A 25,209-nucleotide genomic window follows, 5' to 3' on the forward strand; every position below is an offset into this window, starting at 1 on the left:
GGTATCCAATCCGGCTTAGCCGCAGCAATCCGTTCCATCAGATACGTCTTGAAGGGGTCAAGTTTTGAAGCCCGATCAGCACGTTCACTATAGGCTGGCGTTTTAGCAATATCCCGCAGATACTTACGAACAGTATTGCGTGATACATGTAATGTTTTGGCGATAGCACGAATGCTTTGGCCTTGTCGGTGCAACACATGGATTTCCACTAATAACTCCTGAGTCAGCATTAAAATTACACCGCCTTAATTCAATTAATGTCGGCGGTAATTTTGCCTCAGGTGGGTCAATTTTAAATTGTCGTTAGTGGGTCAGTTTTACATTGCCGGTGACAGCTGGTGTCAGATTTACCCTCTATTAATGCGTTATGGCAGCCGGTTGCCTTAATTGAGCATAGCGGCGGTGAGCAAGGATACAAAGCTCACCGGGTATCTATTGATGACCCGGCTAAACGGTTTTTACGCTTAGATATAGAGGCGATAAACGGCCAGATAGACATAGATGACATTCAGCTTGAGCGTATTTTACTTGCCACTGCTTTACAAAAAAACGAGCAACGCATTGTCAGTGGCATTTTAGACAAATTGCGGCAAGATCAGAATATTGACCTGCAGGCCGAATCATTTCGTACGCTGGGCGTTAATTATGCCTTACAGTTAGAACTGCAGCGCCAGCATCTTGAATATGCCAATGCGTTGTATTCGGGTAACGCACTGGTGTTGGCAGGCTCTGAGAGAAACCGCATGGCCAACCCTATGGCCTATGCCAGTTTTCGTAGCATTGTTAGTGATGCAAAGCGGGTAACCACGCCATTGCAACAAGCGCGGTTAAACTCGATGCTAAAGCCGTTTGGTGATTTAGCAACCGCGACACTAAATGTAGTGAGTGGTGGGGCATATTCGGCCTTTGCCGAGCCGTTTAAGTCGTTTCTGGCAACCAGTTTTGATAAATCAAGTTACAGCGATGCCGGGTTAAGCCGGGCAGACCGAAAGTTTGCCGAGCAAAACGGCCTTAAAATTTATCAGGATGCCGAGCGTTTTTTGGCTGAACTGGAAAAAGAGTTACAGCAGGTAGCGGCATTAGAAGCAGAGTTGTTGAGTATTCAGCGAAATATTGATGGTTTTCGCCGTAGTTTAGATAAACAACTACGTGATACCTTGCAGCATGCCAGTATGGCGCGCTCGCAGGAAACGGTGAGCCGGGCATTAAGTAAAGACGAAGTAGTACGGCAAAAGTTAATGCAAGAAGTTGCCGGCAATATTAGCCTTAAAGCCAATAGTTATTTGAACGATGGCAATAATACTGAGCTGGTGCGTTTTGTGTTAAAAACCTCCGAGCAATTAGAGCAAACACAAAGCTATAAAGATCAGTTTAATCAAATTACATCTGCCATGTTAACGTACTACGACCGCTTCGAACGCTCGGTTAACAGTGCACAAAACCCGTTTACTGAAAGTGGAGACAAACAGTTGTGGGAAAGCCATGCTCAAAAAGCACGGCAGTATTTGCAACAGTCAAAAGAGTCCTTTAATCGCGCTTATTTGTAGTATCAAACAATAGCAGCACACTGTAAAAACTGAATCATTATTTTGATGGATTCAGCTTGTGCTGCTTTAATGCTTTTGGGTCAGTGTGTCCCAGATAAATGCCAAGTTTGCCGGGTTAATGTTATAGGGCAGTAACAGGCTCTCAATTTCGCTAATATGCGGATGCTCTATTTTAGCAACGGCATGATTAAACACATAATTACCTTCTGTGCCCATTCTTAAATCTGAGATAACCACGTGATCGTCAATGATTGTGGTTTTAATAAAACCGTGCGTAAACCAGGTTAATCGCTGCACGGCTGCGATGTTTTGTGTTTGATTTAATAAGGCTTTGTTTAAATCAAACGACTCAAACTGAATGGGTTTTGCTGGCTGCAGCAATGAGTAAAATCCTTGCTGGTAATGGTCGTCATGCAAAACAACCACGCGCCACAATAATGAGTTAAACGCCGTTGGCGTGCTAAATATAGCGCTTGCGGGGTTCTCTAATGAGGCTTGTACATGGTTATCAACGGCAAGTTTTGCACTCCAGGTCCAGGCTAAATAGCCGGTGCTTATAACTATGCCTGATATTAAGGTTCTACTTGCCCAGGTTTTATCTGGCTTGATAAGTATCAGCAGTGTGCCAATTAATAAAGGCAGGGTATACAGTGGGTCTATGATGAAAATAGTACTCCACGATATTGGTGGCGACGTCATGGGCCAAAATAATTGTGTGCCATAAGCCGTATGCGCATCTAATAGGGGGTGCGTAATAAGTGCCAGTGTGATGGCAAAAAACCACGGCATTGGCGCATCTTTAACGGGCTGATAGGTTTTTTTAAGCAGGGCCCACAGCAAAATGGCGAACGGAAACAAGACAAAAAGTGAGTGACTAAAACCGCGATGATAGGTGAAGTTTGCAACCGCATCGCCGTAATTTATTAGCACATCTAAATCCGGCAAAGTGCCTAATACTGCACCTATTATGGCGGCTTTACGTTTAGCGACTTGAGGCACGCATACCGCCGCTACCGAGGCGCCCAATACAACTTGTGTTAATGAATCCAAGACTTGCTCCACTGATTTATAGGGTAATAACAGGCCAACTATTTACACGTTATTTATCAAGCCAACTTATCTGATGATTACCATTATACTGGCGTACGTTGCCAAATTGTTATACTTACGGCTTATTATCTTTGCCAGTTCAGCTGCTGCTCAGATTCAATAGTCTATGCTTACGTTGTAATCACGGGCAGGGTGCTGATAGTGCGCACTGACTCCGCATAGAAAAATAAGGCAGGAATTTTTATGAGTACGGCAAAGCAAACTCGTCAGCAACAACATACTTTTTATGAACAACAAAAAACGGATGATTTAACAGAACAGGAACGCAAAGCATTGAGCCTGGCTTGGTCGCGTTCGGCTAGTCAAAAGCAGTCGTCTGCCAGGCATGATAGCGATGTCGCGCACTGTGCCGTGTTAGGGTATAACTAAGTGTTTAACCCGTTTTAAACCCAGGCACAAAATCAGTTTTAACTCTTTGCGTTGTATTTAAACGTTAAAAAGCTGTGGTTGTATAAACGGGATCATTGCCAGAATAATGGCTTGGTGGTAAACGCCTGAGCGGGTTAGCAGATGGTTGGTTAACATGGCAATTGCGCCACCTTGTTGTTTCACATTGTGTTGGTTGAACATGCGGTCCATTACATCACCAAGTTCCTCGCCTTGCTGTATTGCATAAAGTGCTGCAGGCGGAATGGGTAAGCTGGCTGAGCGCGTTTTGCTAATGCGATCATTATTTGATATGGCTACCCAGGCAAAGCTGCAGTCGCCATCTAAACCGGCTTCAATAGCAACGTAGTAGTCGGCATGGTAGTGTGCATGCTGTTGTGCGTCGGATATGGCATGCAGGCGGTTTAACGCACCTTGCAACGTTTCTTCACTATTCATCGGTTGCGCGGCAACGCCAGATACCGTACTTACGCCTGTGCAATTAATCTGTTTATCTGGCCACACAAGCGATAACGCACTATGTACTGCGGCAATTTTTGCCGGATTTGCTGAAGCTACAATCACTTTCATTTGGTCACTCGCTTAACTTTTACTGACTTCGCTGTTATTCACTAAACTGTTTTCACTAAACTGTTACTGACTAAATTGTTATTTGGCAGCTGGCACAGATTAAACACCTACCGTGCTAGCATAACCGCTATGGCCAACCGATAGAAGCTTACGCTTGCCGCAATGGAGCTGGCTGTTTAGAATCAGCAGCATAATCACGTTTCGTTTTTAAGGGCTAAGATGAATAAAAATGTCGTTACCAATGGCGTGGCTGCGATAGTCACTTTGCTGGGTTGGTACTTGCAGCAACCGCTGATATTAAGCGTAGGGTTATTTGCCTTGTCGGGTGCGTTAACTAATGCACTGGCGATACACATGCTGTTTGAAAAAGTCCCCCTGCTGTATGGTTCAGGTGTTATTCCAGCCCGGTTTGAAGAATTTAAAACGGGTATTTATCAGCTGGTAATGACACAGTTTTTTAGTAGCGACAACATTGATAGGTTTTTGGTGGATAAGCAGCAAAGCCGCAGCCACGGTTTTAATTTTGCGCCGGTTATTGAACAAACCGACTTATCGCCTGCCTTTGACTCACTGGTAAAGGTGGTTGAGCAATCTTCTTTCGGTGGCATGCTGGGTATGTTTGGTGGTACTGCGGCATTAACCCCTCTGAAAGAGCCTTTTATTGCTAAATTGAAGCTGTCGTTAGTTGAAGTGTCACAGTCAGATGACTTTAACCAGCTGGTGTTAGCGCAATTAGACCAGCCAGAGCAATTAGAGGGCATTCGTGCTCAGGTAGACACCATAGTTCAGCAGCGGTTGAACGAGCTAACGCCGGCGTTGGTAAAGGATATTATTCAGCAAATGATCCGCCAGCACCTAGGCTGGTTGGTAGTGTGGGGCGGGGTATTTGGTGGGCTGATTGGTTTATTGGCGGCGCTTATTCAGTAAGCTAAGACAAAAAGCGGTACGGAAGCTAATGAGTTTAGCTTTAAGCTGTCATCGGTTTGCCCACACTAACACGCCGTAAACCCATCCATGGGGGCTCGTTTTCGCCCGTCCAGGGCTTAAACGGTTAGTGTAGAGTAAACCGATTCTGCTTAATTTATCAGCATCACACTCAGTAAAAAAAGGGGCCGCTACTATTAAAAAGACTGAGCCACTATAAAGACTGAGCCAAGGCGTATTGTTCTACCGCACGCCACACCCGCAACAAGTTTCCAGACAATATTTTTTCAATATCGGTTTCGCTATAGCCACGCTTTAGCAAGCCATCAATCAAATTAGGGTAGGTAGACACATCTTTTAAGCCAACCGGCAGTGAGTCGCCTACGCCGTCGTAATCAGAACCAATGCCCACGTAATCAATGCCCACCAGCTTTACCACATGATCGATATGATCTAGCACCGTGTCTAACGTGGCAAAAGGGTAGGGGTGTTTTTTACGAAACGCCAGTTCAAAAGCGTCATCATCTGCTACACCGGCTTGTTTGGCTGCGGCTTTACGCAATGCACCATATTGGTTTGCCATGGCCGTAACGAAGGATGAACCAAAGTTAATTTGTACTACACCGCCATTTTTCGCCAGTGCTTTGATCATGTCATCATCCATATTGCGCTCAAAACCCGGCGTATAGCTGCGCAGCGATGAGTGTGATGCAATAACCGGTACTTTGCTCAACGCCACTGTTTGATAAAACGCTTCATCGGATACGTGGGAAATATCGATCATCATGCCAATATTGTTCATCGCAGTAACTAACTCTTTACCAAACGGACTTAAACCGCGCCATTTGCGCCGAATGTCATAGCTAGAGTCGGCAATGTGGTTGCTTTCAGAGTGTGCCAGCGTAATGTAACGGATACCGCGCTGATAAAAGTGTTGCAAGTTTTCCAGTTTGCCTTCAATAGGGGTGCCATTTTCCATCCCCAATGCCAACGATACTTTGCCGCTGCCAAATTGTGCTAAGACATCCTTACTGTCGTGTGCCATTGCAAACTTGCCAGGTGCGCGGCCAACCAGCGCTTCCATGTTATCAATTAGCTGATTGGCCAGCTGGTAACCACCGCCGTTACGCTCATAGGATGCGGGAATGTAAATAGACATAAAAGGTGCATTCAGCCCGCCCTGAATGGCTCGCGGGTAATCAAATTCGCCGCGTTTAGTGGCAACGCTAACGTCTTCCCAGTCTTTATGTAAGCGGTAAGGCACATCAATATGAGTATCAACAATAATGTACTTTTGGGCTAACTGTTGTGCCTTGCTAACCGGCTCAGCTACGGAAGTTGCTGGCGTAGTGCTGCAGGCTGTAAGGCCAGAAGCACCTAATATCGCCAGCGTAAGGGCGGTGTATTTTTGCATAATATTTTATCTCTTATAGTTCAAGCCTTATCAAACCAGCTTTGAGTAAAAACGGCAAGAGCTGTCAGACCAGTTGAGGCTATTGCGCGGTGGGGCCGTCATGTCTGTTGCGCACTTTTGCGTTACAATGGTGCCCATTTAGCACAAAACGGTGATTAGGATAATGCGCTTTTTTTGTATCGTAATATGTTTGTTAGGTATGACGTTTTCAGCCATGGCGACAGTAGATTTAGAACAAACCATGAAAAACATGGCGTTGCAGTATAAGCAGACAAGAGATATTCAACAAAGTGCTGACTTAGTGCCGATACTGGATGAATTAATTATCCTGACACAGCAAGCCCTCGAGGCGAAGTTTGCTGACGATAAAGCCACGCAATATACCACCGGGTTACACAAGGTGCTTACCGAGCTAAAAGCGGCAAAAAGTGCAGCAGAACAATACGATTTACCTCAGGCAAAACAACATTTACAACAAGTTGATGCACTACGAAAAGAATATCACAAGCTACGCAAAGTGAGTTTTTGGCAGATACTGTTTGGCTAAAACAAAATTTAATTAACGTATTGTTTTTACAGTGTAAGTAGGCGGCAGTGTACACCCTGGTTGTCAAAATCCCTTACTGGTTAATTGCTATTTTTATGATTTTATTGCATTTTTTTATTCAGTAACGTTAACCTGCACTTTGGTATGTTACAAGCTGGCACATGTCGGGCTACAGCAAGCTGCAGCGTTTAACGTTGCTAATATTATAATGATTGGGAGTGATGAATGAAATTGATACCTATTTGGCTGGGTACTGCACTGGTATCCGTCAGTTTATTGGGCTGTACAGATAATTCTACCCCTAGCTCACAACAGTCTACCGTGGCGACAGAGCAGACAACACAGAGCGAGCAAGAAAACCCGTTATTGCAACCCTGGACTGGGCCGTATCAGGGCGTTCCGGCATTTGATCAGATGAAGTTGGCAGACTTAACAGCCGCCTTAGAAACAGGCATGGCCCAGCACCTTGCTGATATTGATAAGATTACTGCTAACCCGGAAGCGGCGAGCTTCGAGAATACGATAGTTGCGTTAGAAGGTGTTGGTGCAGCATTAGATCGTGTGTTTACTTATTACGGTATCTGGAGTTCAAACCAGTCATCAGAAGAGTTCAGAGCGATTCAGCGCGAAATGGCGCCAAAGCTGTCTGAGTTCTCGTCAAAAATTACGCAAAACGAAGCGTTGTTTAAGCGTATCGCTGCAGTTTACCACTCAGAGCAAATGCAGTCATTGACGAGCGAGCAACAGCGTTTAACTAAGTTGGTCTATCTGGGCTTTGCTAATAATGGCGCAACCTTGAACGAAGAGCAGAAAAAACGCTATGCCGACATAAACCAGCGTTTGGCGCAGCTATATACGAAGTTTTCTAACAATGTATTGGCGGATGAGGAAGGCTATGTCCTGTATCTAAATGCTGAGCAGCTGGGTGGGTTACCCGATTCATTGGTAAAAGCGGCGGCTGCTGCTGCAACCAGCCGCGGTAAAGAAGGCATGTATGCGATAACCAATACACGTTCGTCGATGGATCCCTTTTTAACCTATTCCACTGAGCGTGAATTGCGTAAGCAGGTTTGGAATACCTATTACAGCCGTGGTGACAACGCTGATGAACACGATAACAATGCACTGATCGCAGAAATTCTGGCGCTGCGTGATGAACGCGTTGGTTTGCTTGGCTTTGATAACTACGCTACCTGGCGCTTGCAAGATCGTATGGCAAAAACGCCACAACGCGCCATGGATTTAATGATGTCAGTATGGCCAGCGGCTATTGCCCGGGTTCAGGAAGAAGTGGCTGATATGCAAGCCTTAGCCAAGCAACAGGGTGACGATATTAGCATTGAGCCCTGGGATTACCGCTTTTATGCCGAGCAAGTGCGTAAAGCCAAATACGATTTAAACTCTGACGAAGTGAAGCAGTACCTACAGCTGGATAAGCTACGTGAAGCCATGTTTTATGTTGCCGGGCGTTTATTTAATTTTAACTTTACCCCAGTTGCAGAAGGCAGTGTGCCGGTATTTCATCAAGACGTTAAAGTGTGGGAAGTTACCGATAAAACCACGGGTAAACACATTGGTTTGTGGTACTTAGATCCATTTGCCCGCACTGGCAAACGTTCAGGCGCCTGGGCCACGAGTTATCGTGGTTATAGTAAGTATGATGGGGTTAAAAACGTGTTGTCGTCCAATAACTCTAACTTCATTAAGGGTGCGCCTGGTGAGGCTGTGCTTATTTCGTGGGATGATGCAGAAACCTACTTCCATGAATTTGGTCACGCACTACATGCTTTATCGTCAAACGTGACGTATCCAACATTAAACGGGGGCGTGCGTGACTATACTGAATTCCAGTCGCAGTTACTTGAACGTTGGTTGCTTACCGATGAAGTGATCAATCAGTTTTTGGTGCATCATAAAACCGGTGAAGCCATGCCAGCTGAACTGGTTGCTAAAATTAAAAACGCCGCGACCTTTAATGAAGGGTTTAAAACTACCGAGTATCTGGCTTCTGCCATTATTGACCTGAAATTGCATATGCTGGACGATCCTAAAGGTATTGACCCCGATGCATTTGAACGGGACACGTTAGCGGCTATGGGCATGCCAAGCCAGGTGGTAATGCGCCATCGTACGCCGCAGTTTGGTCATGTCTTCTCGGGCGAAGGCTATGCCGCAGCGTATTACGGTTATATGTGGGCGGAAGTGCTGACGTCAGATGCAGCTGAAGCCTTTGCGCAGGCACCCGGTGGATTTTACGATAAAGACGTCGCAGCAAAACTGGTTGAGTATTTGTTTAGTGTGCGTAACGCCTTAGATCCAGAAGAGGCTTACCGTGCGTTCCGTGGCCGTGATGCTAAAATTGAAGCCCTGATGCGCGATCGCGGTTTCCCGTTGCCATCTGAACAGTAGTTTCAAACAGCTAAAGAAAAGGGCACTTATAGTGCCCTTTTTACTTAATTTAGGTTGATGTTGGCTTATTCGCCTAAACCTACATAGACGTTTTGCACGTCGTCATCAGCATCTATGGCATCTAAAAAGGCTTCAACTTCAGCTCGCTCAGCATCACCCAGCGACACCGGGTTATTGGCGCGATAGACCAATTTGGCGGTTAGCACGTTATAACCAAACTCTGGCAGGGCTTTTGCCACTAAATCCAGATCCGTTGCTTCAGTTAAAAATACCACTTCGTTATCTTCGCCCGCTTCAAAATCCTGAGCACCGGCTTCAATGGCGGCAAGTTCAACGTCAGCATCTGCGGTTACTGGCTCAGCTTCAATCTGACCCAAGTGTTTAAAGTCCCAGGATACAGCACCCGATGTTGCCAACTGGCCTTTACGAAATAGCTGACGAATGCTCATCGCGCTGCGGTTTTTATTGTCTGTTAAACATTCAACGATAACCGGCACCTGATGTGGTGCAAAACCTTCATAGACAACGGTTTCATAGTTTGCCGGGCCGTCTAAAAGGCCTGCGCCTTTTTTAATTGCCCGCTCGAGGGTGTCTTTAGGCATCGAGGCTTTTTTCGCCGCTTCAATCGCAGAGCGCAATTTGGCGTTCATGTCTGGGTCGGCACCATTACGTGCGGCGACGGCAATCTCTTTTGCCAGTTTGGTAAAAATGCGGCCTTTGGCATTAGCCGCATCCATTTTATGTTTGGCTTTCCATTGTGCGCCCATGCTTGCGCTCCTGTATATTTAGCTATCAAAACGAACAGTGCGCTAGTCTAGCTAATTGCAGGCTTTTAACGCAACAAAAGCCATGATAATTCTATCGTATAGGTGTGTATTAGCGATTATTCCAGCGCCATTACGACGACATGCTGTTGCAGTTGCGGATAAAACTGCAAAAAGACTTGCTCTAACAGGGCATAATTCGGCTTAATTTCTTCGATAATACCGGCAAACTGATTATTAAAACGAATACTTGACGCAATACGGTCGAGTGCGTGGCCAAGCCCGGTAAGTTGCTGGTAACTGAGAAACCAGTCGTGCTGACGAACACTGCGCATTGTTAATGTCATTGAGGCGGGCATAAGATGCTCCGCTGCGGCCAAATTGGTATAAAGCTGCTGCTTGTATTCGCTAAAAGGCTGATCGTAAAAAAGCGTCCAATGACATATTAAAAAGTGGTCAAAAAGCACATCTAAGGCAATGCCGGCAAAGCGGCGACGCGACGGAGAAAAAACCTTTTTTGCATCACGTACACTTGGGTGGCTGTCGGTGAAAACATCGACGGCACGATGATTTTTTAATCCTGCTAATATAGGTGGTGGCAAGGTAGTGAGTGCAGTACCTTTGCAAAAGTCGCCTAGTAAGTTACCCACTAAAGAAAAATGATTTGGCTGAGCCAGCGCAGTATGCGCTAAGTAATTCAAATTGCTTCCTCTTAACGTTTAAACCGTTTTTTGCGTAAATATCATTTTTTTGTCAAATTTAACACGGTTTCCCTGCTAGAAATTAATACTATGCTCTCCTAATATATTGGAAATACTAAATCGGTTTAAGGAGTTCGTAATGTCAATTGGTAATATTAACAATAACAGCGCAGCACAGTTACAACTATACGCTCAGGAGAAGGCGGCAGTAGCACAACAGCCAGCGGTATCTGCTCAAACGCAATTACCAAATACTGCGGTATCTTCTTTACAAGGTGATTCTGTTCAGATAAGCGAGCAGGCTAGAGCTTTACTTGCTACTAACTCGCCTACACAAGAAGATGGTGTTTCATTATTAACGAATGGAATGGGTGTTGAACCACCTAAAGGTAGTTAATACATTTGTTATACGCAATCTGCGGGACGGCACTATGGATTTGAATTATATACAAAGCGTTATGTTTGCAATGGGAAAGTTTGTTTTTTTATCCAACTTTATTCTATTACTGATCGCGGTAGTGTTTGAGCGTAAGGTTTCGTCTGTTGTTATTAGTTTATTGGTGTTGGCTCTCGCTAGCGGAATAATGTCAGCTCTATCGCCTGTTTTGTTAGAGATATCGTCTGGCGATGGATTGCTTAATAAGCTTGCATGGTATGGTGGTTTTGCTTTTGTAGATTGCGTAGCATTGTATTTTTTATTTAAGTTTCACAAGTTATTAAAGCAAAACGTAAGTAGTGTGGCGCATTTAGTCGGGTTTTCTTTTTTACTTTTCACGATGTTGCAAAGCATTCGATTTATAGATAGGTATGTTTTAGAAACAGATATGCTGTCTGCTGTTTATCGCAATACTGTTCCTGCACTTAATTTGATTTTGATACCCTTGATAATGTATTTCTGGCTAGCAGAATTAAGGGAAAGAAAATCCTATTTAACGGAGCTCACACAATGATGGCCCTATGTGTTTTGTTTATTTTAGTGCTCAATTTTGTGGCGTTAACCTCATATAGAAAACTGCGATTATTACGGTCTATTAGTCAAATTCAAGCTGAAGTTGAGCTTGAGATGCATAGTAGGGCGCACCAGCTTTTGGTAAGGCGGGATCAACTTGAGGTCGGTTTACTTAAGGACGAAGCGAATCGAGTTGATGAACAGTGGAAAGGCGATTTGGCTGAGTACATGGAAGAATTTGAGCAAGAAGCCATACTGCGTTCGAAAAGCCGTTTAAATCGCGTTTAATAGTTTAATTTAAACAGCAGTTCACCTAAATCCGGCTGCCATACATCCTGCGGCTTAGCCCGGTAGTTTTTTAAGATAACGCCTTCAATTAATAGCTGCTGGCGTTGTTCTTCTGCCGTTTCAGATCCAGGTGCAAAAGCCAGACGCCGGTCACTTCGCAATATTCTAAACCAAGGTACTTCTAGCTCTTTAGGAGCATACCCTAAGGCTTTACCAACCAGTCGAGCGCGGCCGGGTAAACCGGCCAAATCAGCTATTTGTCCATAACTGGCTACTTTACCCGCAGGAATTTGCAGTGCAGTTTGCCAGATACGTTGATATTTTGATTCGCTCACACACTATACCCTTTATATCTCTTGGTTATATGGCATGTCGTGGCACTACTGTTTTACCTATGGGCGCCAGAGTAAGTAGTGCTAGTTTCAGATGTTGAATACCGAAAGGAATACCAATAATACTAATGAAACAAGCAATAGCATAGCCAATGTGGCCTAATGCCAACCAGATCCCTACCAGTAAAAACCAGATAATGTTTCCCAGTGTGCCAACGGTTCCCGTGCCGATGTCGTCGAAACGATTGACATACCGTCTGTTGATGGCATCTTGGCCAAAGGGCCAAAATGCCATTTCACCGATGACGAAGCAGCTACGACCAAAAGGGATACCAATAATACTGACAAAGCAAAGTATGCCAGCCAGCCACCATAATAATCCCATAACAAAACCACCCAGCACAAACCACAGTATATTAAAGATAAGTCGAAATACACTCATGCTATTTTTCCTTATGTTAGTCTATCTGACATAAAGCAGAGCCCATGCCAACTTTAAATGCTATATAAAACAACTAGATATTTTTATTTGAACGCCCCTTAATGGCATGTTTAACTAATGTGTAGCGTAAAACACTAATTAATGAGAGGACTTGTCAGGTGTTAGATGGCATAAAAGCGGTAGTATTTGATCTTGATGGCACCTTAGTAGACTCTGCGTTAGACTTTGGCCGTATTTGTGATGATATCGGTTGGCCTCGTGGCACAGCGTTACTAGAGCAATTAGCCCTAATTGGCGATAGTCATGAGCATCAGCGGGTGTCACAAATAATTTTTCGACATGAAATGTACGGTGCGCAAAACGCAACCTGGATGCCAGGCGCCCTTGAATGTTTAACTGAGCTGAGTTCTGCTGGCATACCGCTGGCTATTTTGACACGCAATATGCGTTTAGCGACACAGCTCACAATTGCTCGCTTACAAATTCCAATTCAACATGTGCTAACGCGTGAAGACTGCGCCGCTAAACCTGATCCGCAAGGGTTATTGCATCTTTCTGCTCAGTTTGCGCTGCCGGTTGAAAATATGGTTTATGTAGGCGATTATTTGTTTGATTTACAAACCGCCGCGAATGCGGGTATGCGGTCTTGTTTGTACCTAAATGAGCATAATACGCATTTTGCTGCACAGGCAAGCTGGTCTTTCCAGCATTTTGATGAATTGCGTGAAATGCTTAGGGCGCAATTTTAGCCATAACACGCGTTAAGACACTTTTTTGTTTTGAAGTGCAGCGTTTCGGCTAGGATGCTTATATATTAATTAAAATAATTAACCGTTTAGCAGGGGACGTATTAGTGTTAGCTCGTCTTAAAAGTGATTTTCATCTGGCGATGTTAACGCTGGTTGGGGCCATTATTGTCCTTTGCGTGACGCCATACGGTGTCTACCGTTTGTATACCGGTAGTTACATTGTCGGTGTCGCCGATATGTTAATGGTACTCAGCGCGGTTATTGCTACACGTATGGCATGGCGCACTGGTGATACAGTGAAACCGGGTTTATTTCTGGCTCTGGTGTTTTGTGCAGGCGCATTTCTGGTTTGTATTAAGCTCGGTTCAGATGGCGTGTTCTGGGTATATCCCTTTTTAGTGTTTGTTTTCTTTCTGGTGTCACCCATTCGTGCTTTTCTATTGTTGCTATTAATGTTGTCGGGGCTGTTTTTAATTGGCAGTGTGTTGCCTGATTTAATATTTGCCAGCACATTTCAGATGATGGCATTTTTTGTTACAACGACAATTACCAGTATTTTCTCTTTTATTTTTGCCTATCGTGCTCAGGTACAACGTCAAGAGCTAGAGCGCTTAGCAACAACGGACAGTTTAACCGGTGCTTTGAACCGTCGAACGTTAAATGACCAGCTAGCCGTTGCTATTGACGAATTTGCTAAAACTGGCAAGCAGTGTGGTTTGATTTTGCTCGATTTAGACCATTTTAAACAAGTGAATGATAAACACGGCCATAAAGTTGGCGATAAAACGCTGACAGAGTTGGTGCAGGTGCTGCAGTCAATGATGCGATTAAAGGATCAGGTATTTCGGTTTGGCGGCGAGGAATTTGTCGTGCTGATAGCAAATATAGCACCGGCTAATTTTGAGCGTTTTGCCGAAAAGCTTCGCGCTGGTGTAGAACGTAAAATTGTGTTGCCGGACGGTGTGCACATTACAACATCGATAGGTGCGACAATGTTACAGGCTAACGAAGACTGGGAAGCTTGGTTACATCGCGCTGATATGGCGCTGTATCAGGCCAAACATCAGGGGCGTAATCAGGTTGTGATGGCTTAGTTACACCACGTCTCGTTATTTATATAGGGTTGTAAAATGGGCGCCATACTGTTCATCACCTGCAATGGTAGTGCAGACGTAAAACTGAAGTTTTCAGCATCGGCATCCGGTACGTAAGCGGTTAACACCCCAAAATGGCGGTATCCTATATAAAAAGCAAAGGTAGCAGTGCGATTTAATGCTTTTGAACTGACATGTTGGCCTTTAGCGTTTAGTTGAACCAGCCGGTTATCTCCGGTGCCTGTTTTACCCCCCATTACCAGGTTTGTATCAGTATAAGCTGTACGTAAACGACGCCCTGTGCCGACATTTACCACTTGCTCAAGCGCCGTCTTTACCGCCATGGCGACTTCAGGGTCCATTACCTGTATTGGTTGGGGCCGTGGCCGGTCAAAGTCAGTTTGGTATGGGGTATCTTTGGCAAACTGTAGCTGGTCAATCCTGATATTGGGTAAGCGAATGCCATTGTTTATGATAATACCAATCAGTTCGGCTAATGCTGCAGGCCTGTCACCAGAACTGCCCAGCGCGGTTGCTAATGAAGGAACTAAATAATCGAACGGATAGCCAAGCCTTTGCCAACGTTGATGTAAATCCCAAAAGGCTTCAATTTCTAGCATATTACGAATGCGGTTGTCACGCGCGCTTCTAAAACGGGTTTTAAATAGCCATTGATACACTTCTTGACGCACGTTGCTGCTTTGTGCGATAGCTTGAGGCAATGCTGCATCCGGTGTTTGCTGCAAATAAGCCAGTAACCACAACTCAAGCGGGTGGCTTCGAGATAAATACGCTCTGTCTGGCAAATTGAAGTTGTCTGGTTGGTATTTATTGTACAGTTTTAGCCATTCGGTTTGTTCAGCTTGTGGTTGGTTGAACTGTTGTTGCATCGCCTGAATAAACTGGGCTTGGGATGCGTTAGGGTTGATATATAAGTAGGCTACGGCCAAGCGTTCAGGGGTCTGACGGCTACTAGCTATGTACATTTGTAAGCGCTGTTCAGCTGTTTTATCTTTATATTTTTGCCAGAAGCGGCGCAAAAAAGTAGTGCCTTCCCTATCAGCAAACCGACGTAAGTATTGATCACGACGAGGATTGTCGTCATCAACCATCAGCTGATAGCTGCTGTTTTCTCCGTGATAGATGCTGTAGTTGACGATGTCTTGTAGTAAGCGCACAAAGGGTAAATTGACCGATTGCTGCAGCGCTTCAGCAATCGTTGGGTTAAGTCGGTTTTCTTCTTGCCGGAAATTGTTAAATGTGTGCAGACCACCCCCGGTATAGAAGCTTTCTTTTGGATCTGCGCTGTATCGGCGAGTGAGAGCAGCTTGCAACATCGTTGCTAGCGTGGCGTTTGGCTGTTCTGTCAGGAAGTTGATTACCCAGCTGGTTAAATTGTCCTGTGGCGCAATGTTAACAAACTGCAGTGTCTCGGTGTCTTCTTCAGCATACAAACGATGCAACTCTGCCACAATTTCCAGATAGCTTACGAGTACACGTAGTTTGGCAGTAGATCCAAGCTCGAGTTTGCTGGAGTCATTCATATCAAAGGGTTGATCAGTGTTGTCTGTTTGCACCCTAACCTTGTTGCCATGAGGGGTGTTTTGGTAAAGGGTAAAGCTGTAACGCACTTTACTTTGCTGCCCAATTTGCAGCAGGCGATCAGCAAATAAACCGGCTTGTTCCGCGCCGGCCTGTTGTGAAAGTTGGCGCAGATGCTGGCTTATATCGCGTTGCAATTGGTTATGGATGGTAGTGTGGCTGGTTAAGTCTAATCGGTCTAACTGGTATAGACTTTGATCAAGTAAATTGCTTAAGCGGCTGCGAACCATGGTACTGGCTTTAAAGTATTCAGCAGACACGGCAGGCGGCGCAGCAATAGAACTAAAGGTTAACGTTTGTTTTGTTGCCAAAGTAACCAGTTCGGCTGATGCTAGCCCTTGCTGCTGCAGTAGGTTTAGATGTCGGTTACTCAATTGAGCCAGATCGTCTTGACCCTGCACCAGGTAATATGAAGGGCGCCGCTGCGCGATAATTAACGCCATAACTTGTTTTAAGGCTAAACCCTGCTCTGCGGTGTAAGGCGGTCCTTGTTTTAGTAGGGTGTTTACACGTGTAGGGTTAGCACCGAACCAAGCATAAAGGCCTTCGCCCATACCATTGACTTCACCATAGGCAGCTGTTGCAGCTAAGGGCACCGTATTAATGTAGTCCAGTACAATTTTTTGCCGGCTCTGTTGAGTGTCTACTCCCGATTGATAGGTTCGTACACTTGCTGACACCAGTTGTCGAAATTTATCCGTGATGTCCGATGTAAAGCCTTGCGAGCTATGGCGGTATTTTTCTAACTGAGTTGCCAGAGTGCTGCCACCCGCTGCAGCCGCAGGAATGCCTGCAGCACGTTGCAGCTGTGACCAAACAGCTGCGCCTAAACGCGGTAAATTTAATACCGGGTTGGCACGCACATGTTCTGGTGTTAACAATGTTCGGTCTTCAACCATCAGCAAACTATTTACAATCAACGGTGCAACACTTTGCAATGATGTGAACTGCATGGCAGGCGCCACACTTTGGTATATCGGTTGCTGTTGGCATCCTTGAATTAGCAAGCCAGCACTGTTTTTTTCCGGGTTGGGCGGATGAAAGCCGAAATTGGCATAACTCATTAGTGGTTCGGAAAACTGGCTTTGTGACTTTATCTGAAAGCCTGACTGCTGCAGCTTAGTGCTCCAATGTGGTAGGTGCGTATAGCCAAAGCGTTGATCAAATGGTCCTGCAGTGGGGAAGCTGACCTGTGTTGCAGCCCCATCTTGCAACGTGTAAGTTAGCTTGCCGGCATACCAATGCCAAAAAGTGGATTGATAAAAATGATTTCGGCTTTCCTGGTAAACGGCTAATGCTAACAAAAGAACAGCCAGTACCAATAACCATGGCAGGTAGCGCACAGGCGGTTGAGCAGGTGCTTTGTAGGGCGCCTCACGAACATTTTCAAACGTCATCCGTTGTAGAAGCGGCTTGGCATTTAAGGTTGGTTCAGTGCGAGGCTGATTGCTTTGTGAGGCACCCATATGTGTTAGGTTGTTTCCTGTTTTTCGCGTTGTAGTAAGCTAGCAAGTTGCGCACGATCAGTGCTGTTATTGGTTTGCCAGTGCTGTAAGTTGTCTTTAATTAACTGGCACAATGCATTGATATGCTGCGGTTCAGCATTAAGCGCGCTGATATAATCATAGCGCTCGCCTCCAGCGTGCAAAAAGTACTCTTTGTTTTCTTCACCAATTTCTTCAATGGTTTCAAGACAGTCTGCGGCAAAACCAGGACAAAAAATCTGCACACTTTTTACCCCTTGGGCGGGCAGGGATTTTAGCGTTTCGTCAGTGTAAGGTTTTAACCATTCCTCGCGGCCAAAGCGCGATTGAAAGGTTGTCATGTATTGATCTTTATTCAGCCCTAACTGTTCAGCAATTAAACGCGACGTTTTATAGCATTCACAGTGATAGGGGTCGCCATTAAGTAAATAACGTTTTGGAATACCGTGATAAGACAAAATCAATTTGTCTGCCTGCCCATGTTGTTGCCAGTATTGACGGATTTTGTCGGCAGCAGCCGTAATAAAAGGGGCATAATCCGGATAGTGTGAGATAAACCTTAAGTCGGGCAGCCAGCGACGTTGTATAAAGTTTTTCGCCAGCTCGTCAAAGCTAGAGCCTGATGTTGACGCGCAATACTGCGGATACAATGGCAATACCAGTAATTTACGCACACCTTGTTTAAACATGTTATTCAGCACACTATCAAAACTGGGGTTGCCATAACGCATTGCAAAGTCGACAACCAGATTTTCAACTCCATCTTGCTGCAATTGGGTTCGTATTGCATCGGTTTGCGCCTGGGTGTGAAACAATAGTGGCGAACCTTGCTCGGTAAATACTGTGGCATAGGCCTTTGCTGAGCGGCGAGGCCGGATACGCAAAATAATGCCATTTAAAATTAGCCACCACAGCACACGCGGTATTTCTACCACGCGGGGGTCAGATAAAAACTGTTTTAAATAGCGTTTGAGCGCTTTTGGCGTTGGCGCGTCCGGCGTGCCCAGGTTGGTTAACAAAATACCAATTTTATCACTTTGTTTATGGTCGAAGTTGGGAGTGTTGATATAACGCATAACGGGACGGCTGCTCTTTCTATTGACGGAACTGACATTACGCCTGTTTGACGTGTCCAGTTTACTTGATTAAAGGCCTGAGCCGATCTTAGCAGCTTATGCCGTGTATAAGTAAGCCGGAGAAAAAATAATCTTGTTGCTGTTGCGTGGGCAAGGTAGCCTAAAACAACCTGTTGATTAGGAGACACACTATGATAGTTGTGCGATGGCACCGGCTTAAGTATCTTTTGCCGGCCGTTTTACTGGTGACCGTATTGGCGAGCATTACACAAAGCTGTTTTAATTTAGCCGCCATAGCGGCGCTTAGCGGAAACATACCTATCGCTGATATCGTAGCTACGATGTGGTTCGACTTAACGCACTTTAGTTTAACCTATGCACCTATAGCGCTGATTAATCTGTTATTTGCCTCAATTCTACTGCATATGTTGCCACTATCTCGTGGCTACTTTTTAGCATGTTTACTGGGCGCTGCGTTGCTATATGCCATGGTGCTGATCATAAACACCTTGGTGCCTATGCCAACCTTAATTGCAGCTACGCGCAGTGCTGCGGGTCTGTTAAGCATGATGTTGTGTAGCAGTGCCGGTATGGCACTTTACCTGTGGTTGTTTAAGCGGAGGCCAGCAAATGGTTAAAGTATCGTTATTTTTGGCTGCGGTGCTAATGCAATCTGTTGCAATGGCTGCTGTTTCACCGTCTTATCAGTTTAAGATATTGGCTGACAACCTGAATCACCCCTGGGCACTGGCTTTTTTACCAGACGGCGATATGTTGCTTACTGAGCGCAGCGGCGCACTTAAGCGGTTAACGGCAGAGGGCAGTGTGCGCTTTACTATTCGGCCGGAATTGCCGGAACTGTTGCTGGTATCGCAGGCCGGTTTGCAGGATGTGATGTTAACGCCTGATTTTGACCAAAGCGCTAAAATTATACTCAGTTATGCTTGTGGCACCTTAGACGCCAACAACACCTGCCTGGCAAGTGCTGTGCTCACTGACAACGGGCTGACTAACATTACACGTATTTTTCAGGCGCAGCCGCTTAAAAGTGGCGCGGCTCACTTTGGTGGGCGTATCGCTTTTTTGCCTGATAACAGTCTGGTACTTACCTTGGGTGATGGCTTTGATTATCGAGAGCAAGCACAAAATCCGGCAAATCATTTGGGGAAAACGGTGCGGTTAAATAGCGATGGCACGGTACCGCAAGATAATCCTTTTGTTGGCCAGAAAGGCTATGCTGCAGAAATATTCAGTCTGGGCCATCGCAACGTGCAGGGTATTTTTTATGATGCCCCCACGCAGACACTTTATAGCCATGAGCATGGCCCGCGCGGTGGAGACGAATTAAATATTATTACACCAGGCACAAACTATGGCTGGCCGGTAGCAACTAACGGTATTGATTATACTGGCGCCCGTGTTTCACCATTCACTACGTTTACGGGCATGCAACAAGCCATTTGGGGCTGGACACCGTCTATTGCGCCTGCAGGCATGACGTTATATCGCGGCACATTATTTCCAGCGTGGCAGGGCAATATTTTTGTCGCGGCGCTGGCCGCAAAAAACGTGCACCGGCTTGAAATAGATAACCAAAAGGTGATAAGCGAACAGGTAATGTTTACTGAACTTAAACAGCGTATTCGCGATATACGCACTGGGCCAGACGGGGCGTTATACTTGTTAACTGACAGTGCTGCAGGGCAGCTGATAAAAGTGACACCGGCAAGCTAATGGGAAACGCTTAGCGGCCGGTGTTTTGTTGCCGGTAACATGTGGCGATTAATGGTGGTGATGACCGCCTTCACCGTGCGCATGGCCGTGAGCCACTTCTTCAGCGCTGGCTTCACGTACTGACAGTATTTCAATAGCAAACTGCAGTGTTTTGCCCGCCAGCGGGTGGTTTGTGTCTACGTCAGCTTTAAACATGCCAACTTTAACAATAGTCACCTGACGTTGACCTTGTTCTGTTTGCACTACGGCAGTCATACCTGGCTGCCATTTTTTAGCGCCCATCAGGTGTTTAACCTGCATGCTTTGAATCGCATTTTCGTCACGCTCGCCATAGGCTTGCGCCGGCGTTAACGTAATGTCTAGCTTATCTCCGGCAGCTTTGCCGGTTAACGCCTGCTCCAGTGCTGGCAGCATTTGCTCGTGGCCGTGCAGATACAGCAATGGATGACTGCCATTTGAGCTTTCAAGCTCGGTGGCTGTACCGTTGCTGACATCAGTTAGGGTGTAGTGAAACTGTACTACGCTGTTGTCGCTAATTTGCATAAAAATAAGTCCGCTTAGCTTAAAGTGGCTATTATCCGGTGTGATGACAGAAAAATCGACAGCTTTAGAAAAAAACACGCCACAGCATGCTGTGGCGTCGGTATTTGCCTGTCCTAAAACCTGTATGGCCTTGTGCTATATCAGGTAGCGGCTTTCATGTTACTAACAAACTGCTTCAGTTGTGCCAGCATAACAGTGGGTTCTGCTTGATATTGTTCAATCAGCTTCACAATGGCTGAGCCCGAGATTGCCCCTGCAGCTCCGCTTTGTATGGCGTCTTTTACATGTGCTGGTGTTGAAATACCAAAACCCAACAGCGGTGGCGCCGGATTATAGCTACGAATGCGGGCAATCAGTTCACTGGTAGGCATTGCGGCGACCGTCTCAGCGCCCGTTACACCGGCCCGGCTTAGCAGATATGTGTAACCGCGGCCATAAGAGGCAATTTCGCGCAGGTCATCGTCATCGACATTTGGTGGCACGATGTAAATTGGCGCAATGTCGTGCTTAATGGCACTTTGGCGAAACAGTTTGCTTTCATGCAGCGGTACATCGGCAATTAATACCGAATCTACGCCAGCTTGCGCCGCTTGAGCATAAAAATGATCAATACCACGCGCCATGACCAGGTTGGAGTAAAGCAATAACCCAATAGGGATAGTGGGGTGATAAGCACGAATTTTACTGATCACATCAAAGCTGATGGCTGGCGTTACGCCGGCCGCTAACGCGCGGATATTAGCGCCCTGAATCGTCGGGCCATCTGCTATCGGATCTGAAAAGGCGATACCCAACTCCAGCGCATCGGCACCGGCGTCTATCAGGGTTTTAATAATCTCAAATGACAACTCAGGCGTTGGGTCGCCAATGGTGACGAAAGGCACAAAGGCACCGCGCTGCTCGCTTTGTAAACGGCTAAACATTTGCTTATAACGTTTCATAGGCTGCCTCCTGCTAATACGCTGTGCACGTGGGCTAAGTCTTTGTCACCGCGGCCGGACAGATTTACTAACAGCACGGTGGGTTCTGTTGCCTGTGCGGCTAGTTTAAGCGCATAAGCCAGAGCGTGTGAGCTTTCCAGCGCAGGGATAATGCCTTCGGCTTTGGCCAGCTCTTGAAATGCAGCTAAGGCCTCATCGTCATTGATAGCCACATACTGCGCGCGACCAATTTGCTGCAAATGGGTGTGTTGCGGGCCTACAGCCGGGTAGTCTAAACCAGCTGAAATTGAATACGACTCTTCAATTTGGCCATCTGTGGTTTGCATAATCGCGGTGTACGCGCCATGCAAAATACCATAACTGCCGGTAGAGAGTGCTGCACCGTGGTGATGGGTTTCAATACCCTTGCCGCCAGGCTCTACACCAATTAGTTTTACCTGCTCATCTGGGATGAAATCGGCAAAGATACCGATGGCGTTTGAACCGCCACCAACACAGGCAATGACCGCGTCTGGCAATTTGCCCTCGGCTTTTAGAATTTGTTGCTTGGCTTCTTCACCAATCATTTTTTGAAAGTCGCGTACTATGGTGGGGAACGGGTGCGGGCCTGCCGCGGTGCCAAGCATGTAATGCGTGGTATCGTAACTTGCTGACCAGTCACGCATGGCTTCGTTTACCGCATCTTTTAATGTGCCGCTGCCGCTGGTGACGGGAATGACGGTGGCACCCATCAGTTTCATCCGAAATACATTGGGTTGCTGACGTTCGATGTCTTTAGCACCCATATAGATTCGGCACTTTAAGCCAAGTAGTGCGCAAGCTAAGGCGGTAGCCACACCATGTTGGCCAGCACCGGTTTCAGCAATGACTTCTTTTTTACCCATCCGTTTGGTTAGCAAAGCCTGGCCTAAAACCTGATTGGTTTTATGCGCACCGCCGTGCAGTAAGTCTTCACGTTTTAGGTAAATTTTCACTAACGGATTGGGCGAAATATTGCGGCACAGTGTTAGGGGGGTTGGCCGGCCAGCGTACTCGGTAAGTAATTGCTGAAACTCGGCATGAAACGCAGGATCTTCCAGTGCGTCGACATAAGCTTGCTCCAGCTGTTTTAACGCTGGTACCAGTAATTGCGGCACAAACATACCTCCATACTGGCCAAAATAAGGATTAAGTTTTAGCTCACTCATAGTGAAACTCCCGGATCTGTGTAAAGGCTGACTGGATTTTTGCCGCATCTTTGATGCCTGGCGCACTTTCCAGCCCTGAATTGAAATCGAGTGCCGCCACCGGCAATTTAAGCGCAGCGCTGCAGTTATCGCTGTTAAGGCCACCGGCCAGCATAATGGGTTGCTCACTGTGTTGCTGTGTTAGCAGTTGCCAGTCAAAGCTTAGGCCACTGCCGCCGTGCTGGGTTGGATGATGGGCATCCAGTAAAATGCGATCAGCTAGCAAGGTAAATTCTGGCAAGCTGTCTTTTACCCTATATGCTTTCCATATTTGGCATGTTGGCGGCAGCATTGGCTTTAAGCGTTGCAAATAGTCGTCAGACTCGTCACCGTGTAGTTGTACTGCGGCAAGTTGTAGTTGATGCGCCAGCGTAGCGACATCCTCAATCTGCGCATTAACAAATACCCCTACGTACTGCAAAGGGGCACCTTGTTGCACTGCAGACGCTTGCTGCGGGTTAACATGGCGTGGTGACGGTGGATAAAAAATTAAACCGCCATAACAGGCGCCTGCAGCAAAAGCCGCGGCAGCGTCTTCTGGCCGGGTTAGCCCACAAACTTTATGCTCGCCCAACACCAGTTTACGGGTGGCCGTTGCTAAATCTGTTTGTGCCATTAACGAGCTGCCAACTAAAAACGCATCGGCCACTTGTGATAAGTGTCGTACTTGTTGTTCTGTGTAAATGCCTGATTCTGATACTACTGTTATGCCGTTGGGGATCAGTTTGGCCAGCGTAAAACTGGTGTCTAAGTTGGTGCTTAAATCACGTAAGTCGCGGTTATTAATGCCAATCAGTTCAGCGTTAAGAGCTACTGCCCGCAGAGTTTCTTCTTCGTTACTCACTTCGGTCAATATTGTCATATTCAGCTCTGCCGCAGTAGCTGCCAGCTGACGATATTCGTCATCACTAAGTACTGACAGCATAAGCAGTACCGCGTCGGCACCACAGTGGCGGCCTAAGTAAATCTGGTAGCTGTCGATAATAAAGTCTTTATGCAGTAGGGGTTTATCTACCAGGGTGCGCATGGTTCGCAGGTAGTCATAGCGGCCTTGAAAGAACTTTTCATCAGTGAGTACCGATATGCAGTCGGCGTATTCGCCGTATACTTCGGCTAGTTGCTGTAAGTTAAAGTCGCTGCGAATAAGCCCTTTTGACGGCGAGGCTTTTTTACATTCTAAAATAAACCGCGGACCGGTTTGTTTAAGTGCGGCTAAAAAATCGCGCTGGCTGGGGCCAACGTCTGCAACAAACCCGTCCAGCGGCTTTGCTTGCTTGAGTGCCGCAACTTCTTCGCGTTTATAAGCGACAATGTTTGCCAGTACATTTGGCATTGACTCAGCCATGCTCAGGCTCCTTAAGTTGGCTTACCGCTTTAAACTTTGCCAAGGTAGTAAAGGCTTTATTGGTGCTTAATAATTCCAGCACGGCTTGGGTATTTATTTTGAGATCATCGCCCATGCCGGCAATTTTAATCATCGCGGCCACGTTTATGGCCACAGCCGCATTGTGTGCGCTTTGTCCTTCGCCTTGCAAAATAGCCAGAGTTGCGGCTGCGTTTTCGGCAGGCTCTCCGCCAGCAAGGGCGGCAAGTGGTGTAACCGCAACACCAAAATCATCGGGCGTCAGGCTAAATTCGGTTAGTTCGCCATCCTTAAGCTCACATACATAGGTGGTGCCATGCAAAGCCACTTCGTCACAACCACTGCCATGCACTACCCAGGCGCGTTTTACCCCCAGTTGCTTAAGAGCCTGTGCCATAACACGACATAGCTTTGGGTCATACACACCCAGCAGTTGATAATCCGGCGCAGCCGGGTTTACCAGGGGGCCAAGTAAGTTAAATAAGGTACGACTTTTCAATGCGTTACGTACTGGCATCGCATGTTTAATACCGGCATGGTACATGGGGGCAAATAAAAAGCTACAGTTGCTTTGCTCCAGCGCACTTGCGGCTTGTGTTGGTGACATCTGAATATTCACCCCTAACTGTTCAAGTAAATCTGCAGAACCAGAGCGAGAGGATACACTGCGGTTACCGTGCTTTATTACCTTTAAGCCCATAGCGGCGCCAACAATGGCTGCGGTACTGGAAATGTTGATGGTATTGCTGCCATCGCCGCCGGTTCCGCAGCAGTCGATGCTATCGACAAAGTGTTGCGGGAAGTCGGTTGCTGCTGCACGTAATGCACTGGCTGCACCGGCAATTTCATCGGCCGTTTCGCCGCGCATTTTAAGTGCTACCAACAGCGCCGTCAGGTGCACTGGTTCAACATCACCTTTTACTACTGCAGTAAAAAACTGCTCAGCCTGAGCAAAACTCAGCGGCTTGCCATTTAAGCTATGTTGTACCGTTGCTAATAGTGTATTGGTCATA

Annotated in this window: 27 protein-coding genes; 12 read left to right on the forward strand and 15 right to left on the reverse strand. The window is 46.3% G+C overall.

Going from position 1 to position 25,209, the window contains the following annotated elements; translation table 11 throughout:
- Nucleotides 1–230 (reverse strand): helix-turn-helix domain-containing protein (locus H595_RS0113045; RefSeq protein ID WP_037054653.1); only part of this gene is annotated, 230 nt, incomplete at its 3' end.
- A gap of 108 nt (nt 231–338) precedes the next feature.
- Here H595_RS0113045 and H595_RS22315 point away from each other — a divergent pair.
- On the forward strand, nt 339–1,547 hold the full coding sequence (locus tag H595_RS22315) for a hypothetical protein (RefSeq protein ID WP_205623225.1): 1,209 nt from the start codon (nt 339–341) through the stop codon (nt 1,545–1,547).
- A 66-nt stretch (nt 1,548–1,613) separates the two neighbouring features.
- Here H595_RS22315 and H595_RS22320 read toward each other — a convergent pair whose 3' ends face one another.
- The gene (locus tag H595_RS22320) at nt 1,614–2,597 is read right to left on the reverse strand and encodes a metal-dependent hydrolase (RefSeq protein ID WP_051219886.1); all 984 of its coding nucleotides are present in this window, start codon (nt 2,595–2,597) and stop codon (nt 1,614–1,616) included.
- 243 nt (nt 2,598–2,840) lie between these two features.
- On the opposite strand from H595_RS22320, the gene H595_RS0113065 reads away from it, so the two are divergent.
- A complete protein-coding gene (locus H595_RS0113065; RefSeq protein ID WP_027671613.1) occupies nt 2,841–3,026 on the forward strand; it encodes a hypothetical protein in 186 nt (61 codons plus the stop codon).
- 57 nt (nt 3,027–3,083) lie between these two features.
- Here the strand turns inward: H595_RS0113065 and yjjX are convergent, their stop codons facing one another.
- Nucleotides 3,084–3,614 (reverse strand): inosine/xanthosine triphosphatase, encoded by a 531-nt coding sequence (yjjX, locus tag H595_RS0113070; RefSeq protein WP_027671614.1) that lies wholly within the window; start codon nt 3,612–3,614, stop codon nt 3,084–3,086.
- Between the two features lie 219 nt (nt 3,615–3,833).
- Between yjjX and H595_RS0113075 the strand changes: the two genes are divergently transcribed.
- Nucleotides 3,834–4,541 (forward strand): DUF445 domain-containing protein, encoded by a 708-nt coding sequence (locus H595_RS0113075; protein ID WP_027671615.1) that lies wholly within the window; start codon nt 3,834–3,836, stop codon nt 4,539–4,541.
- A gap of 211 nt (nt 4,542–4,752) precedes the next feature.
- Here the strand turns inward: H595_RS0113075 and H595_RS0113080 are convergent, their stop codons facing one another.
- Nucleotides 4,753–5,952 carry a dipeptidase gene (locus H595_RS0113080; RefSeq protein ID WP_027671616.1) on the reverse strand — a complete coding sequence of 400 codons (1,200 nt, stop codon included), beginning with the start codon at nt 5,950–5,952 and terminating at the stop codon, nt 4,753–4,755.
- Nucleotides 5,953–6,115: 163 nt separating this feature from the next.
- On the opposite strand from H595_RS0113080, the gene H595_RS0113085 reads away from it, so the two are divergent.
- Nucleotides 6,116–6,499 (forward strand): cytochrome b562, encoded by a 384-nt coding sequence (locus tag H595_RS0113085; protein ID WP_037054771.1) that lies wholly within the window; start codon nt 6,116–6,118, stop codon nt 6,497–6,499.
- Between the two features lie 225 nt (nt 6,500–6,724).
- Complete coding sequence (locus H595_RS0113090) at nt 6,725–8,908, forward strand: M3 family metallopeptidase (protein WP_051219887.1); 2,184 nt, start codon at nt 6,725–6,727, stop codon at nt 8,906–8,908.
- A 65-nt stretch (nt 8,909–8,973) separates the two neighbouring features.
- Here H595_RS0113090 and H595_RS0113095 read toward each other — a convergent pair whose 3' ends face one another.
- Nucleotides 8,974–9,675: a YebC/PmpR family DNA-binding transcriptional regulator gene (locus H595_RS0113095; protein WP_027671619.1), complete on the reverse strand. Its 702-nt coding sequence runs from the start codon at nt 9,673–9,675 to the stop codon at nt 8,974–8,976.
- A 116-nt stretch (nt 9,676–9,791) separates the two neighbouring features.
- Complete coding sequence (locus H595_RS0113100; RefSeq protein WP_027671620.1) at nt 9,792–10,373, reverse strand: acyl carrier protein phosphodiesterase; 582 nt, start codon at nt 10,371–10,373, stop codon at nt 9,792–9,794.
- Nucleotides 10,374–10,512: 139 nt separating this feature from the next.
- On the opposite strand from H595_RS0113100, the gene H595_RS0113105 reads away from it, so the two are divergent.
- The 3 genes from H595_RS0113105 to H595_RS0113115 are packed head-to-tail and all read left to right on the forward strand — an operon-like array spanning nt 10,513 to nt 11,610.
- Nucleotides 10,513–10,770 (forward strand): hypothetical protein, encoded by a 258-nt coding sequence (locus H595_RS0113105; protein ID WP_027671621.1) that lies wholly within the window; start codon nt 10,513–10,515, stop codon nt 10,768–10,770.
- A 34-nt stretch (nt 10,771–10,804) separates the two neighbouring features.
- Nucleotides 10,805–11,323 (forward strand): hypothetical protein, encoded by a 519-nt coding sequence (locus H595_RS0113110; RefSeq protein WP_027671622.1) that lies wholly within the window; start codon nt 10,805–10,807, stop codon nt 11,321–11,323.
- Nucleotides 11,320–11,610 carry a hypothetical protein gene (locus tag H595_RS0113115; RefSeq protein ID WP_027671623.1) on the forward strand — a complete coding sequence of 97 codons (291 nt, stop codon included), beginning with the start codon at nt 11,320–11,322 and terminating at the stop codon, nt 11,608–11,610. The genes H595_RS0113110 and H595_RS0113115 overlap by 4 nt, the downstream gene beginning before the upstream one ends.
- Here H595_RS0113115 and H595_RS0113120 read toward each other — a convergent pair.
- Nucleotides 11,607–11,945 carry an MGMT family protein gene (locus tag H595_RS0113120; protein ID WP_027671624.1) on the reverse strand — a complete coding sequence of 113 codons (339 nt, stop codon included), beginning with the start codon at nt 11,943–11,945 and terminating at the stop codon, nt 11,607–11,609. The genes H595_RS0113115 and H595_RS0113120 overlap by 4 nt on opposite strands.
- 25 nt (nt 11,946–11,970) lie before the next feature.
- Complete coding sequence (locus tag H595_RS0113125; protein WP_027671625.1) at nt 11,971–12,384, reverse strand: YccF domain-containing protein; 414 nt, start codon at nt 12,382–12,384, stop codon at nt 11,971–11,973.
- A gap of 158 nt (nt 12,385–12,542) precedes the next feature.
- On the opposite strand from H595_RS0113125, the gene H595_RS0113130 reads away from it, so the two are divergent.
- Together H595_RS0113130 and H595_RS0113135 are read left to right on the forward strand one after the other, a co-directional pair.
- Nucleotides 12,543–13,133, forward strand: coding sequence for an HAD family hydrolase (locus H595_RS0113130; protein ID WP_037054775.1), 591 nt, complete (start codon nt 12,543–12,545; stop codon nt 13,131–13,133).
- Nucleotides 13,134–13,237: 104 nt separating this feature from the next.
- Complete coding sequence (locus tag H595_RS0113135) at nt 13,238–14,227, forward strand: GGDEF domain-containing protein (protein ID WP_027671627.1); 990 nt, start codon at nt 13,238–13,240, stop codon at nt 14,225–14,227.
- Here the strand turns inward: H595_RS0113135 and H595_RS0113140 are convergent.
- On the reverse strand, nt 14,224–17,295 hold the full coding sequence (locus tag H595_RS0113140) for a transglycosylase domain-containing protein (RefSeq protein WP_027671628.1): 3,072 nt from the start codon (nt 17,293–17,295) through the stop codon (nt 14,224–14,226). The two genes, H595_RS0113135 and H595_RS0113140, sit on opposite strands and share 4 nt — an antisense overlap.
- 5 nt (nt 17,296–17,300) lie before the next feature.
- On the reverse strand, nt 17,301–18,389 hold the full coding sequence (gene hemH / locus H595_RS0113145) for a ferrochelatase (RefSeq protein WP_027671629.1): 1,089 nt from the start codon (nt 18,387–18,389) through the stop codon (nt 17,301–17,303).
- Nucleotides 18,390–18,580: 191 nt separating this feature from the next.
- On the opposite strand from hemH, the gene H595_RS22325 reads away from it, so the two are divergent.
- Together H595_RS22325 and H595_RS0113155 are read left to right on the forward strand one after the other, a co-directional pair.
- Complete coding sequence (locus H595_RS22325) at nt 18,581–19,027, forward strand: hypothetical protein (protein ID WP_051219888.1); 447 nt, start codon at nt 18,581–18,583, stop codon at nt 19,025–19,027.
- The gene (locus H595_RS0113155; RefSeq protein ID WP_027671630.1) at nt 19,020–20,123 is read left to right on the forward strand and encodes a PQQ-dependent sugar dehydrogenase; all 1,104 of its coding nucleotides are present in this window, start codon (nt 19,020–19,022) and stop codon (nt 20,121–20,123) included. Before H595_RS22325 ends, H595_RS0113155 begins: the two co-directional genes overlap by 8 nt.
- A 48-nt stretch (nt 20,124–20,171) precedes the next feature.
- On the opposite strand, the gene H595_RS0113160 is transcribed toward H595_RS0113155, so the two are convergent.
- The 5 genes from H595_RS0113160 to trpD form a co-directional block, all read right to left on the reverse strand.
- A complete protein-coding gene (locus H595_RS0113160) occupies nt 20,172–20,666 on the reverse strand; it encodes an FKBP-type peptidyl-prolyl cis-trans isomerase (RefSeq protein WP_027671631.1) in 495 nt (164 codons plus the stop codon).
- A gap of 140 nt (nt 20,667–20,806) precedes the next feature.
- Nucleotides 20,807–21,607, reverse strand: coding sequence for a tryptophan synthase subunit alpha (gene trpA / locus H595_RS0113165; protein ID WP_027671632.1), 801 nt, complete (start codon nt 21,605–21,607; stop codon nt 20,807–20,809).
- On the reverse strand, nt 21,604–22,794 hold the full coding sequence (gene trpB, locus H595_RS0113170; protein ID WP_027671633.1) for a tryptophan synthase subunit beta: 1,191 nt from the start codon (nt 22,792–22,794) through the stop codon (nt 21,604–21,606). Before trpB ends, trpA begins: the two co-directional genes overlap by 4 nt.
- Entirely contained in the window at nt 22,787–24,178 is a 1,392-nt protein-coding gene (trpCF, locus tag H595_RS0113175; protein WP_084153593.1) for a bifunctional indole-3-glycerol-phosphate synthase TrpC/phosphoribosylanthranilate isomerase TrpF, read from the reverse strand. Before trpCF ends, trpB begins: the two co-directional genes overlap by 8 nt.
- The gene (gene trpD / locus H595_RS0113180; protein WP_027671635.1) at nt 24,171–25,208 is read right to left on the reverse strand and encodes an anthranilate phosphoribosyltransferase; all 1,038 of its coding nucleotides are present in this window, start codon (nt 25,206–25,208) and stop codon (nt 24,171–24,173) included. The genes trpCF and trpD overlap by 8 nt, the downstream gene beginning before the upstream one ends.
- Nucleotide 25,209: the final 1 nt, after the last annotated feature.

Source organism: Rheinheimera baltica DSM 14885 (assembly GCF_000425345.1).
GTDB lineage: Bacteria > Pseudomonadota > Gammaproteobacteria > Enterobacterales > Alteromonadaceae > Alishewanella > Alishewanella baltica.